Source organism: Blastomonas aquatica, from assembly GCF_014639875.1.
Taxonomy (GTDB): domain Bacteria; phylum Pseudomonadota; class Alphaproteobacteria; order Sphingomonadales; family Sphingomonadaceae; genus Blastomonas; species Blastomonas aquatica.
In genome coordinates, this window is record NZ_BMGD01000002.1 from 354,316 (window position 1) to 367,193 (window position 12,878).

The 12,878-nt window shown below is 62.3% G+C and carries 15 protein-coding genes; 6 read left to right on the plus strand and 9 right to left on the minus strand.

All coding sequences use genetic code 11. The features are described from left to right. Positions 1–5: 5 nt before the first annotated feature. Genes IEW00_RS05700 through IEW00_RS05710 form a run of 3 tightly spaced genes read right to left on the minus strand, consistent with a single transcriptional unit; the run spans position 6 to position 2,574 of the window. The gene (locus tag IEW00_RS05700; protein WP_188513419.1) at positions 6–677 is read right to left on the minus strand and encodes a carbonic anhydrase; all 672 of its coding nucleotides are present in this window, start codon (positions 675–677) and stop codon (positions 6–8) included. A gap of 38 nt (positions 678–715) precedes the next feature. Next, on the minus strand, positions 716–1,093 hold the full coding sequence (locus IEW00_RS05705) for an ArsR/SmtB family transcription factor (RefSeq protein WP_229736835.1): 378 nt from the start codon (positions 1,091–1,093) through the stop codon (positions 716–718). Between the two features lie 41 nt (positions 1,094–1,134). Next, positions 1,135–2,574 carry an AMP nucleosidase gene (locus tag IEW00_RS05710; RefSeq protein WP_188513421.1) on the minus strand — a complete coding sequence of 480 codons (1,440 nt, stop codon included), beginning with the start codon at positions 2,572–2,574 and terminating at the stop codon, positions 1,135–1,137. Between the two features lie 139 nt (positions 2,575–2,713). Between IEW00_RS05710 and IEW00_RS05715 the strand changes: the two genes are divergently transcribed. Further along, positions 2,714–3,271 carry a YbjN domain-containing protein gene (locus tag IEW00_RS05715; RefSeq protein ID WP_188513422.1) on the plus strand — a complete coding sequence of 186 codons (558 nt, stop codon included), beginning with the start codon at positions 2,714–2,716 and terminating at the stop codon, positions 3,269–3,271. Positions 3,272–3,369: 98 nt separating this feature from the next. Here the strand turns inward: IEW00_RS05715 and rplI are convergent, their stop codons facing one another. The 5 genes from rplI to IEW00_RS05740 form a co-directional block, all read right to left on the minus strand. Continuing rightward, positions 3,370–3,987, minus strand: coding sequence for a 50S ribosomal protein L9 (rplI, locus tag IEW00_RS05720; RefSeq protein ID WP_188513423.1), 618 nt, complete (start codon positions 3,985–3,987; stop codon positions 3,370–3,372). A 12-nt stretch (positions 3,988–3,999) separates the two neighbouring features. Beyond that, on the minus strand, positions 4,000–4,224 hold the full coding sequence (rpsR, locus tag IEW00_RS05725) for a 30S ribosomal protein S18 (RefSeq protein ID WP_017670246.1): 225 nt from the start codon (positions 4,222–4,224) through the stop codon (positions 4,000–4,002). 20 nt (positions 4,225–4,244) lie between these two features. Beyond that, positions 4,245–4,604 (minus strand): 30S ribosomal protein S6, encoded by a 360-nt coding sequence (gene rpsF, locus IEW00_RS05730; protein WP_188513424.1) that lies wholly within the window; start codon positions 4,602–4,604, stop codon positions 4,245–4,247. Between the two features lie 181 nt (positions 4,605–4,785). Further along, positions 4,786–5,895 carry a GGDEF domain-containing protein gene (locus tag IEW00_RS05735; protein WP_188513425.1) on the minus strand — a complete coding sequence of 370 codons (1,110 nt, stop codon included), beginning with the start codon at positions 5,893–5,895 and terminating at the stop codon, positions 4,786–4,788. Positions 5,896–6,065: 170 nt separating this feature from the next. After that, on the minus strand, positions 6,066–7,463 hold the full coding sequence (locus tag IEW00_RS05740) for a phosphotransferase family protein (protein ID WP_188513426.1): 1,398 nt from the start codon (positions 7,461–7,463) through the stop codon (positions 6,066–6,068). A gap of 143 nt (positions 7,464–7,606) precedes the next feature. Here IEW00_RS05740 and fabD point away from each other — a divergent pair, with 143 nt between their 5' ends. From fabD to mltG, 5 genes are all read left to right on the plus strand, one after another. After that, positions 7,607–8,545, plus strand: coding sequence for an ACP S-malonyltransferase (gene fabD, locus IEW00_RS05745; RefSeq protein ID WP_188513427.1), 939 nt, complete (start codon positions 7,607–7,609; stop codon positions 8,543–8,545). Positions 8,546–8,725: 180 nt separating this feature from the next. After that, entirely contained in the window at positions 8,726–9,463 is a 738-nt protein-coding gene (gene fabG / locus IEW00_RS05750) for a 3-oxoacyl-[acyl-carrier-protein] reductase (RefSeq protein ID WP_188513428.1), read from the plus strand. 140 nt (positions 9,464–9,603) lie between these two features. Next, complete coding sequence (locus tag IEW00_RS05755) at positions 9,604–9,840, plus strand: acyl carrier protein (RefSeq protein WP_023836488.1); 237 nt, start codon at positions 9,604–9,606, stop codon at positions 9,838–9,840. 219 nt (positions 9,841–10,059) lie between these two features. Continuing rightward, positions 10,060–11,316 carry a beta-ketoacyl-ACP synthase II gene (gene fabF / locus IEW00_RS05760; RefSeq protein ID WP_188513429.1) on the plus strand — a complete coding sequence of 419 codons (1,257 nt, stop codon included), beginning with the start codon at positions 10,060–10,062 and terminating at the stop codon, positions 11,314–11,316. 7 nt (positions 11,317–11,323) lie between these two features. After that, entirely contained in the window at positions 11,324–12,298 is a 975-nt protein-coding gene (mltG, locus tag IEW00_RS05765; protein ID WP_188513430.1) for an endolytic transglycosylase MltG, read from the plus strand. 50 nt (positions 12,299–12,348) lie between these two features. On the opposite strand, the gene IEW00_RS05770 is transcribed toward mltG, so the two are convergent. Further along, positions 12,349–12,768: a hypothetical protein gene (locus IEW00_RS05770; RefSeq protein ID WP_188513431.1), complete on the minus strand. Its 420-nt coding sequence runs from the start codon at positions 12,766–12,768 to the stop codon at positions 12,349–12,351. Between the last annotated feature and the right edge of the window lie 110 nt (positions 12,769–12,878).

Sequence of the window (12,878 nt, forward strand, 5' to 3'; positions counted from 1 at the left end):
AATTATCAGGCAGGACATTCGTGCTTGGCAAGCGCGATCGCGGCCATCTCGCTGGCATAATGTTCATGGACGGGGATGAACGTCTCGCTGGCCGCGTCATACGCCTTCACATCGCCGGTACGGATGTCATACACCCAGCCGTGCAGCTGAAGTTCGCCTGCTGCCATGCGCGCGGCGACCGAAGGGTGGGTCTTGAGGTGGTTGAGCTGCAGGATGACATTCTGTTCGAGCAGCAGGTTCATCTTGTCGGCATCGTCAAGATCGGCACCGATCTGGTTGACCACCTCGACCGCGGCGCGGGTATAGCCCAGCCATTCGCGGACATGGGGCAGTCCGTCGAGCCCGGCAAGGTTCATCGCGCCCTTCATTGCACCGCATTCGGTATGGCCGCACACGACAATGTGCGGGACCTTGAGCGCTGCGACGGCAAATTCGATCGAAGCGGTCATGCCGCCGGTCTGCTGGGTGTGCGGGGGAACGATGTTTCCGGCATTGCGGCAGATGAACAGCTCGCCCGGTTCGGTCTGGGTAATCATCGCGGTTTCAATGCGCGAATCCGAGCAGGTGATGAACAGGGCTTCGGGCGATTGGCCCTTGGCGAGGCTTTCGAACAGCTCCTGCTTCTCGGGGAAGACTTCGGTTTGAAAGCGGACGACGCCGGCGGCGAAATGGGGCATGGGGAGGCTCCTTTGAATGGGGGGAAGGATAGGGAATGTCAGGACCAGAGTTCGCGCACCTCGCGCAATTCTCCAGCCAAGGCTGCGGGGGCTCTGGCCTCGACAAAGGCCAAGCCGTCGGTGATCCAGCCCGCGATCTGCGGCTGGGAAAGGCTGTAGAGATGCTGCCTGCCGCAACGCCGCTCCTCAACCATGCGCGCGGTGCGCAACAGGCTGAGATGCTGGGAAAGCCGGGCAGGCGGCAGGTTGAGCCTCTCGGCCAACGTATTGACGTCACACTCGCCCGTACGCAGTTCCTCGATCAGACGGATCCGGTCGGGGTGCGCGACGAGCTTGAAGAATTCGGCCAGCTCTCGGGCGATATGGACACGGTGTGGCATCTTCGCATAGCTGACGGAAGTGATGGAATGCGTCAACTCATATCTGCAAATATATGCAGATGTAACGGTAACCGGGCTTAGCGGAACGGCGGTTCGTTGAACGCACGCAGCTTGCGGCTGTGCAACGAATTGCTCTCCTTGCGCAGCATTTCGCAGGTGCGGATGCCGATCTGCATATGCGCCGCGATCGCTTCTTCGTAGAAGCGATTCGCCTGGCCGGGCAGCTTCAGTTCGCCGTGCAGCGGCTTGTCCGATACGCACAGCAACGTTCCGTAAGGCACGCGAAAGCGATAGCCCTGCGCGGCGATGGTGGCGCTCTCCATGTCGATCGCCACCGCGCGTGATTGCGAGAATCGCAGCGCGCTCGCCGAATAGCGCAGCTCCCAGTTGCGGTCGTCGGTGGTCACCACGGTACCGGTGCGCATCCGCCGCTTGAGATCGGCACCGCTGGTGCCCGAGATTTCCTCTGCCGCGCCTGCCAGCGCCTGCTGGATCTCGGCAATCGGCGGGATCGGGATCTCGGGCGGGAGCACATCGTCCATGATGTGGTCATCGCGCAGGTAGGCGTGGGCGAGCACATAATCGCCGATCCGCTGGGTGGGGCGCAGGCCGCCGCAATGGCCGATCATCAGCCACACTTCGGGACGCAGCACCGCGAGGTGATCGGTGATCGTCTTGGCGTTGGATGGCCCGACACCGATGTTCACCAACGTAATGCCACCAAAATCGGGCGCAATCAGGTGATAAGCGGGCATCTGGTGCCGCCGCCAGGCGCTGTCGGCGACCAACTGGCTGGGGTCCGAGCCTGGCTGGTCGGTGTAGAGCCCGCCCGCGCCCGACAGTGCCGTATAATGCCCCTTGCCGATCTGGCTGCAGGCCCATCTCACGAATTCATCGACATAGCGGTGATAGTTGGTGAACAGGATGAACCGCTGGACGTGCTCCGGCGGTGTCCCGGTGTAATGCCGCAACCGCGCTAGCGAGAAATCGGTCCGCAGTCCGTCGAACAGCGACAGCGGCCTGTCCATGCCCGGCCCGAGCGACAAAAAGCCATCTGCGATCTCGTCGCCGATATCGGCCAGCTCGGTTGTCGGGAAGTGGCGCGCCAGCTCCAGTGGCGTAATTCCGCCCAGATCCATCCCGGCGATGCCATCGAGCACGTAAGGGAAGGGGATCTCCTGCGTGCTGGCCTCGACCGACATATTGACGTCGTAATTCTCGCGCAGCAGGGTGAGCTGCTCGGTCAGATAATCGGCGAAAAGCTGCGGCCGGGTGACGGTGGTGGTGTAAAGACCCTGCGCGTTAAGCCTGCCAAACGACAGGGTGGTCGAGGACAGGCGATCTCCGCCATCATACTCGATCCTGAGCAAGGGATAGCTGAAACCACCACTGCGGCGGATCGCGGGATCGGGAGGAGTGCCATGTTCGACATAGGCGCGGATGGCGTTCTGGAGATTGGCAACGGACCGCTCATAATGGTCGGTCAGGGTGGCGATGATCTGGTCTACACTGTTCATGTTCGACGCTTAACGACTTTGCGCGACACTGTCATTACCGGAAAATGACACTCCCGTCGCGCAATTTCAGAAGGTTGCAAGCTGCGGCGGGCAGGGCTTATGATGTCGGCGACAATGAACCCCATAAGGGGGGCAGGAGATGACCATGCACAGTCGAAGTACACTGCGATCCTTGACGTCGGGGTTCGTTGGCGGGCTGCTGCTGTCTGTCGCTCAGGTGCCCGCGCACGCGCAGCAGCCCGGCAATCCCGATGACCTGACCGAGGTGAACGCGTTCACGCCCGGCACGGTCCGTGAAATCCTGTCGGCTTTCGGCACGGCGGTCGCCATCGCCGATCGTCAGACACCCGAAGGGCGGCAGTTCGTCGAGGCGAGCTTCGGCCAGCTCAAGATCAACATGTTTTTCACCGCGTGTCCGCCCGACCAGCCGACCCAATGCCAGGGGCTTTACCTGCTGGCGTTCTGGCCCAAGCCTGCCGAGCGCAACCTTGGCAACCTCACCCAGGCAGCAGGCGACTTCAACCGGTTGTACGAGTTCAGCAAGGCAGGCGTATCGGTTGCAGGCGAACCCTTTGTGGCGCGGTACCTGATCAGCGATTTCGGCGTCAAACGCGGAACGCTGCGGCGCGAGGTCACCAATTTCGTGGTGCTCGCTCAACGCTTCAACACAGAGGTCGTCGCGCCGCCGGCGCGGTGACCGGACACAGGTTGTGCTGCCGTTCGTACCATTCAGATAACAAAAAAGCCGGGCTCCCCTGCAGGAACCCGGCTTTTTGTTGGATGATCTCAACCCGATCAGGCGGTGGCGTCTTCGCCTTCGCCTTCATCTTCTTCGGGCTCGTCCTGCGGGATCAGGCCGGGTTCGGCGTTGGGGTCGAACTTTTCGACGAAGCCAGCAGGCTGCTGATCTTCTTCGAACATCTGACGCATCACGTCGACACCGGCCTTCTGCAGTTCAGCTTCGTCATCGCTGCGCGCAACGTTGACGGTGACGCTGACCGAGACTTCCGGGTGCAGCGCGATCTTGACCGGGAATACGCCCAGCGTCTTGATCGGGCGTTCCAGGATGATCATCGCCTTGGTGACGGCAGTGGCGCCGTCGGCGACGAGTGCATCGGCGATATCGCGAACCGAGACCGAACCGTAAAGCTGGCCGCTGTTCGACGATGCGCGGATCAGCACGACCTGCATGCCATCGACGGTTTCGGCGCGCTTGGCGGCTTCATCACGCTTGGTGACGTTTTCGGTTTCGATGCGCTCGCGGTTGGCTTCGAAGACCTTGCGGTTGGCTTCGTTGGCGCGCAGGGCCTTCTTGTTGGGCAACAGGAAGTTGCGGGCATAGCCGTCCTTCACGGTGACGACGTCACCGATCGAGCCGAGCTTCTCGATCCGTTCGAGCAAAATGATCTGCATGTCTCTTGCTCCTTACTTCACGATGTACGGCAGCAGGCCAACGTGGCGTGCGCGCTTGATGGCCTTGGAAAGTTCGCGCTGCTTCTTGCCGGAAACGGCAGTGATGCGGCTGGGAACGATCTTGCCCCGCTCGGACATGAAGCCCTGCAGCAGGCGCACATCTTTGTAATCGATGGCAGGAGCGTTCTTGCCCGAGAACGGGCAGGACTTGCGGCGGCGGAAAAATGGGCGTGCCATGTGTCTTTATCCTTCCTGGCTCAAGCGTCGCGGTCGCGGCGGGGGCGACGTTCGCGGTCCTGCTTGCGCATCATGACCGACGGGCCTTCTTCCAGCGCGTCGACGCGGACGGTCAGATAGCGGATGACGTCTTCGTTGATCGATGTCTGGCGTTCCAGCTCGGCGACGACGCCGGCGGGTGCCTCGATGTTCAACATCACGAAGTGAGCCTTGCGGTTCTTCTGAATCTTGTAGGCGAGGTTGCGCAGGCCCCAGGTCTCGGTCTTGGTAACCTTGCCTGCGTTCTGTTCGACAATCTCGGTGGCTGTTGCTGCCAGCGCATCTACTTGGGCCTGTGAAAGGTCCTGACGCGCCAGAAAAACATGCTCGTACATCGGCATGTGTGGCTTCCTTTACTCATCTGCCGATCGCTGACGCGCGCACCATGCACGCACCCCTCCGGCTTTCTTCTATCGCCTTCGGACGATCAGTCGTCCGAAGGCAAGCGCGGGCTAATACCCAAAGCCTTGAAGAAAGCAAGCGTGGTGACGAGAAAAAGGGGCATTTGACGAAGAATCCTGCTCAGTTCGAAGATGAGTCGGCGCAATAGATCAGCACCTTGTTGCGGCCAGAGTGCTTGGCCTCGTACAGCGCCGCATCGGCATTGCGCAGCACCTGCCTGCTGGGCTCGCCCGGATTGAACGGTGCGACACCTGCGGAAAAAGTGATCCGGCCAATGTTCTGGCCATTGTCTTTGTTGACTAGCGACCTTTCGGCCAGATCCTCACGTACCGCGTCGATCTGCTGCTTGGCTTCCTGCGTCGTGGTGTTTTCCAGCACGATGACAAATTCCTCGCCGCCATGCCGCGCCAGATGGCAGTTGCCGCGCCCGAACCCGTCGAGCGTCCTGGCAACCAGTTGCAGCACCCTGTCGCCGGCCTCATGGCCGTGGGTATCGTTGACCGCCTTGAAATGGTCGATATCGATAAACGCGACCGAAAGCGGCTCGAACCGGTCCTTGGCACGAATGATGGCGGCGGAGAACTGCTGCTCGAACGCCCAGCGGTTGGGCAGGCCGGTCAGCTGGTCGCGCTGTGCCTTGTCGTTAGCCTCGTCGAGGCGGTTGCGCATCTGGCCTAGCTTCTTGGTGCTCTGGTCCAGGCTCTCGCTCGCCTTCTTGGTCGATTGGAGCATTTGCGATGTGATCTTGAGCAGCGCCTTGAATTGCGCCTCGATCGGCATGTCGGCCTGATCGGCGGGATCGAGATCGCGCATCCAGTCGAGCCGCGACTGCAGCACATCGGCATAGGCCTGGCTTTCCTTGCCGCTCTTGCTCAGCGTCTTGAAACCACTGGCGAGCAGTGTTTCGCTTTCGGCGACCAGCGCATTGAGGTCCTTGACCTTCATCTGGCCTTCGCACTCATCGAGAATTTCCGCCACCATTTCCGCCGAAAGCCGGCCATTGACGTCCAGCTTGCGATTGACCGCTTCGCGCAGCATCATGCTGCCGCCGTTCAGATATTCCCACGCCAGCCGATAATGATCAGGCACCGGATCGAGCTGGACCTGTTCGAGGAATGAAAAAACCTTCAGGTATTGAAGCTTGCTGACGTTTTCATGGACCGAGCCCTCGTAGGGAGCCTCGTTTGCGGTAGGTGCCTGGCCGGTCAGGATCGAAGCTGCTAGCTTCATCCGGTCCTTGAAATTTCCCCGCTGCACTTGGTGTTCCGCCATCGGTTGTGCCCAATCGTCCTTAATCAGCTGTTCACCAGCATTAACGACCGCGTGAGGCAGCGCTTAAGCGGAATATCGTCAAAGTGAAGTTTTAGTTGGCCAGGAAGGGATAGGGGCGTGGGGTCTCATCAGCTCCATGCCGCGCGCGCGGCAGCCAGGCCCGCATAGCGTGGCTGGTCGATCAGGCAGTTTTCGATTGCGAGCCGCCGCAGATGATCGTGGATCGCAGCCGTCATCGTGGCAGGGTCGCGGCGCAAATCCGCCACCAGCATCTCGCGGGTCGTCCCGATGGCAGCGAGCCGTTGCTGCTGCAGCCGGTCGAACATCGGGCCGGATGAAGCATCGCGCGCTGCCATGCCCAAGGCATTGACGGCGACCTTTGCCTCGAACCGGGCGTGACCACTGGACTGGCCCACGATCGCATTGTCGAGCCAGCCGCTGACCGCATCGATCAACGCTGCGCCGCTGGGAACGCCGGTTTCATTGGGGTGCTCCATAGGCGGCCATGGCATTGGAGCATCCGGCGCCGGAAGATCGTCCGCTAGCATCAGCAGCAGATCGACCTCGACCTCGGACACCCGCCGGCCGATCACCAGCCGCTCGGGCCCTTCGCGCTCGCTGCGCCGCCAGATATCGGCCATCACCAGGCAGCACACCCCCCACCAGAGGCACGAATAGACCAGCCAGAAGCGAAACCGCGCAGGATCGACGACCGTTCCGGTCAACGCTTCGTATTGCACCAGCATCTCTTCGGGCTCGGCAAAACCGCCGAGCACCTTGTCGTACCGGCCAAAGCGCCAGCTGGGGATGCAGCCGAAAGCTAGGTCCTGTACCGGGTCCCCCAGATGCGCGAGCTCCCAGTCGAGCACGGCGGACAGGCCATCGGGCGTGATCAGAAGATTGCCCATCCTAAAATCGCCATGGCACAGCCTGGGCGTGACCGGCTCGGGCATCGCGCGCTCGAGCCAGCCGAACGCGAGGGCATAGACCGGCGACACACCGCGCAGCGTGCGCCAGCGTTCCTCAAGTTCGGCGACCATTTCGGCAGGGCTGCGATAGGGCAGTTCGGCAGGCAGCCGGTCGAGCGGGATGTCATGCATCGCCGCCAGCTGCTCGGCCCATTGCTGCGGAAGACCGGCCAGCGCGTCGGTGTAGGCGGGATCTCGCAGCAGCACCTGCGGCAGCGCCTCGCCAGCAGCGCAGGTCATCACAAACCCTTCGCCAAGCCCGTCATCTGGCCTCAGCCGGGCGCGCACCGCAGGCACCATCACGCCATAGGACCCGGCGCGCTCGATGACATCGGCCTGGCCGTCGAGCGACAGGCTGGCAGACTCGATCGCAGCCTCGTCGCCGCTCAAACCTTCGGGCATCCGGCGCAAGATCAGCGCCTCATCGCTCCAGACGAACCGCCAGCTTTGCATGCTCGCCCCGCCCGAAAGCCGTTGCAGCCCGGTCATTGGCCCGGTGCCGCCGAGCCGCTCGCGGCAAACCGTTTCCAGCGATGCTGCAAAAAGTGTATCGTCCATGCTTGGGTGTTAAGTGATCGATTAACCGCCCGCAAGCACCTTGCAACGCTGCGGCAACGGGGATAACGGGCGGCGCTCGGCGCGCGAGACCCAGGCAGGTCCTGGCGGCGCCGGACCAAAGCGGGGCGAGGGACTACAGGATCATGACACGCGCATTCATTTTTCCCGGACAAGGCAGCCAGAAGGTCGGGATGGGCAAGGAGCTTGCCGCCAGCAGCTTTCAGGCCCGCGAAGTCTTCCAGGAGGTTGACGACGCGCTGGGGCAGAACCTGTTCCGGCTGATGTGCGAAGGCGATGCGGACGAGCTGCAGCTCACCGAGAACGCGCAACCTGCGATCATGGCCAACGCCATCGCCACGCTGCGCGCGCTGCAGCACGAGGCGGGATCGGGAAGCCCGGTGAACTTCGCCTATGTCGCAGGCCACAGCCTGGGCGAGTATACGGCGTTGTGCGCGGCGGGATCGTTTGACCTTGCGACCACCGCGCGGTTGCTGAAGATTCGCGGACAGGCAATGCAGGCAGCGGTGCCTGTCGGCGTGGGCGCGATGGCTGCTCTGCTCGGCATTGAGTTCGAGGAAGCCGTGAAGGCCGCCGAGCAGGCGGCGCAGGGCGAAGTGTGCGCAGTCGCCAACGACAACGCGTTCGGCCAGGCGGTGATTTCGGGCCATGCCAGCGCGGTCGAGCGTTGCCTGCCGATCGCCAAGGAACTGGGCGCGCGCAAGGCCATGATGCTGCCGGTGTCGGCACCGTTCCATTGCGCATTGATGCAGCCCGCCGCCGACCGCATGGCAGGCGCGCTATCTGAAACCGAGCTTCGCGCACCGATCGTGCCGCTGTTTGCCAATGTCACCGCCGCTGCGGTCAGCGATCCGGCAGAGATCGGCGCGCTTCTGGTCGAGCAGGTCACCGGCATGGTCCGCTGGCGCGAATCCGTCATCGCGATGCACGCGGCCGGGGTCGATCATTTCATCGAACTGGGCGGCAAGGTGCTGGTGCCGATGATCAAGCGAATCGTCGAGGACGTCGCGAGCGAAAGCCTTGTCGACATGCACACGATCGAAAGCCTGCTGGAGGCGGTGTAATACTTGCTCCTCCCCCTTGACGGGGGAAGATACAAAGGCTTGGCAGCTTGCTGCCTAGCCGGTGTTGGAGAGGGTGGGGCGGTCGTGTATCCCCCTCTCGCGCTGCGACTAGGCGGCAAAGCCGCCAAGTCTCGCGGCCTCTCCCGCCAGGGGAGAGGCGTTTACAGTCAGGAGACTTCAATGTTCGATCTTACAGGCATGACCGCGCTCGTTACCGGCGCCAGTGGTGGCATCGGCTCCGCGATTGCGCGCGGACTGGCCGGCCATGGCGCGCGGTTGGCGCTTTCGGGCAGCAACGAGGCGAAGCTAGCCGAGTTCGCAGCCACGCTGGAGGGCGACCATGTGACGCTTGCGTGCAACCTATCCGATGGTGCGGCGGTCGATGCGCTCGTGCCGCGCGCGGTCGAAGCGCTGGGCGGGCTCGACATTCTGGTCAACAACGCCGGGATCACCCGCGATAACCTGGCGATGCGGATGAAGGACGACGAGTGGTCCGATGTGCTTCGCGTTAACCTGGAAGCCGCGTTCCGCCTGTGCCGCGCGGCTGCCAAGCCGATGATGAAAGCGCGGTTCGGCCGGATGATCTCGATCACCAGCGTCGTCGGAGCCACCGGCAACCCCGGCCAGGCCAATTACGCCGCCTCAAAGGCGGGGCTTGTCGGCATGTCCAAGGCGCTGGCGGCAGAGCTCGCCAGCCGCAACATCACAGTCAATTGCGTCGCGCCCGGTTTCATCGCGTCGGCGATGACCGAGGTGCTGCCCGAGGGACAGAAAACCGCGCTGCTGAGCCGTATCCCTGCAGGCAAATTGGGCGAGGGAGATGACGTCGCTGCCGCAGTCGTCTATCTCGCCAGCCGCGAGAGCGGCTATGTCACCGGTCAGACGTTGCACGTCAACGGCGGCATGGCCATGTTGTAACCAGCAGGTTGCAGGCAACAGCGTATCGCAAGCACCATGTTTGCCTGCGCCCGCCTCTTGCCAGCGGCCAAAAGCAGCAGTAGGGCGGGCAGGTATTACCGTTCGCACATCCATTTTACACATAATTGAAGGAACTCTGAATGAGTGAGACTGGGGACCGCGTTAAAAAGATCGTGATCGAGCATCTCGGCGTGGAAGCGGAGAAGGTCACCGAGGACGCAAGCTTCATCGACGATCTGGGCGCTGACAGCCTGGATATCGTCGAGCTGGTGATGGCTTTCGAGGAAGAGTTCGGAGTTGAAATTCCTGACGACGCCGCCGAAAAAATCAGCACCGTCAACGATGCCATCGAATACATCGACAGCCACAAGGGCTGATCTGCAGCTGACGCAGGAGCTTGGCCCGTTGTGCCTGCACAAGCCGCATGCGCGGCAGCAGACGGGCAGCGTCGTCACGGTGCAGTTGACGACCACGTGAAATAGGATGGCTTCCCTGACTGTCGCACCGCGACCGGGGAAGCCATTTTCGTTCCGGTCACTGGCCCCTGGCAACCCGGGCCGGCTGACCGCACAGAAGAAATGCAGGAGTGAAGGCGTATGCGCCGCGTAGTCATAACGGGTTTGGGACTGGTCACGCCGCTGGGGGCGGATGTCGGGACGGCATGGGCCAACCTCATTGCGGCAAAGTCCGGTGCCGGGCCGATCACCCGTTTCGACGCGACCGATTACAAATGCCGCATCGCCTGCGAGGTCAAGCCCACCGACCATCCTTATGGGTTCGATCCCAATCTGCGTGTCGACCACAAGGTCCAGCGCCAGGTCGATCCGTTCATCATTTATGGTATCGATGCCGCCGGCCAGGCTCTGGAAGATGCCGGTCTCACCGAGATGACCGAGCAGCAGCAGTATCGCGCAGGTTGTTCGATCGGGTCTGGCATCGGCGGCCTGCCGGGTATCGAGAGTGAATCGTTGCTGCTCGCCGAAAAAGGCCCCGGCCGCGTCTCGCCGCACTTTGTTCACGGACGCCTGATCAATCTGATCTCGGGCCAGGTCTCGATTAAATACGGGCTGAAGGGCCCCAACCATGCCGTCGTGACCGCGTGCTCGACCGGCGCGCACTCGATTGGCGATGCGGCGCGGATGATCGCGCTCGATGATGCCGACATCATGCTCGCAGGCGGCGCCGAAGCGACGATCTGCCCGATCGGGATCGCCGGTTTCGCACAGGCCCGCGCGCTCAACATGAGCTATAACGACCGCCCCGAACAGGCCAGCCGCCCCTATGACCGGGATCGCGATGGCTTTGTCATGGGCGAAGGCGCAGGCGTCGTGGTGCTTGAGGAATACGAACATGCCAAGGCGCGCGGCGCCAAGATCTATGCCGAGGTCGTCGGTTATGGCCTGTCGGGCGACGCGTATCATGTGACCGCGCCGCACCCCGATGGCGATGGCGCCTATCGCGCGATGGAAATGGCGCTGAAGCGTGCGAACATGACCCCGGCCGATATCGATTACATCAACGCGCACGGCACCTCGACGATGGCCGACACCATCGAGTTGGCCGCAGTCAAGCGGTTGTTCGGCGATGCCATTTCGGGCGTTTCGATGAGCTCGACCAAATCGGCGATCGGCCATCTGCTCGGCGGCGCGGGCGCGGTCGAGGCGATCTTCTGCATTCTGGCGATCCGCGACCAGATCGTGCCGCCAACGCTCAACCTCGATAATCCGAGCGAGGGATGCGAGGGTGTCGACCTCGTTCCCCACACCGCCAGAAAGCGTGAGGTCAAGGCGGTGCTCAATAACAGCTTCGGCTTTGGCGGCACCAATGCCAGCCTGATCATGAAGGCGGTCTGAGGCGATCATGCTGCGCCGTCTGGGATGCATCGTTCTGGCCGGGGCAGCGGCCCTGGTGCTGCTGATCGGCGGCAATTTCTATTGGGGCTGGACCAGCAACGGCCCGGCACAACAGGAACTGTCAATCGTCATCCCCGGCGGCAGCTCGCTCGCCCGGGCAGCGCAGGTGCTCGAAGATGAAGGCGCGATCAGCTCGGCAGGGTCGTTCCTCAACCGCGCCAGGGTGTTTGGCAGCGATGATCCGATCAAGGCAGGCGAGTTCATCATTCCCGCAGGCGCCAGCAATGCTCAGATCCTGAGCATCCTGCAGGGCAGCGATGTCGTGCTGCGCATGGTCACGGTGCCCGAGGGCATGCCCAGCATCCTGGTGCAGGAAAAGCTGATGCGCGAGCCTTTGCTGACCGGCGAGGTTCCGGTGCCCGAAGAAGGCTCGCTGCTGCCCGAAAGCTACAGCTTCGAGCGCGGTGAAAAGCGGATCGCGGTGATGCTGCGGATGCAGAAGGCGATGCAGGACACGATCGCCGAATTGTGGCCCCAGCGCTCGCCCGATACCGTGGTCAATACGCCCCAAGAGGCGATCACGCTGGCGGCGATCGTCGAGAAGGAAACCGGCAAGGCATCCGAAAGGCGGATGATCGCAGGCGTCTATTCCAACCGCATTCGCAAGGGCATGATGCTGCAGGCGGACCCGACGATCATCTATCCGATCACCCGCGGCAAGCCGCTGGGTCGGCGCATCCGCCAGTCCGAGATCGCTGACGTCAATGACTACAACACCTATGCGATGACCGGGCTGCCCAAGGGCCCGATCACCAACCCGGGGCGCGCTTCGATCGAGGCGGTGCTCAACCCTGCACGTACCGAGGCGCTGTATTTCGTCGCCGATGGCACCGGCGGCCATGTGTTCGCCAACACGCTGGCCGATCACAACCGAAATGTCGAAAAGTGGTTTGCGCTGCGCCGCGCGCGCGGAGAAATGTAAGCCCCTTCAGCGGATGATCAAACCGCGCTGTAAGCCCGGCTCTGCGAGCGTCAGCGGCTCCAGCGGCGCTTTTTTGCTGTCAGCGCCAGCCAGATGGCCAGCGCGATCGATCCTGCGACCAGCGCCTGGTAGCCCAACACTTCGGTGGTCAGGTTCGACGGGTCACGAAACAGCCATGCGTTTTGCATAACCAATCCCGCCGCCGATGCCATGAACAGCCATAGCGCAAAATGGCGGCGCATCAGCAGCGCGATGACGCCTGCGGTTCCGGCAAATGTCGCCAACACGAAACCATAAAATGCAATCGCCGGCCGGGATGCGTAAACCCCCTGCTGCTCGGGTGCCAGTTTGCTGACATCACCCAGACCGATCACCGGATCGAACAACAATGCGACCAAGCCGATGATATTCCACGCGAGCAGGGCAATCGCCAGCAACCAGAACCAGCCTAGCGGGCGCGACATCAGCATTCGAGTATCTCCAGAACCATTCAAAAACGAGGCTTTGCGCCTCTTTCGGCAACCATGTCACGTAACCATGCCCGCGGTCCAACCGGACTGTCTTCGCATATACGTTCAAT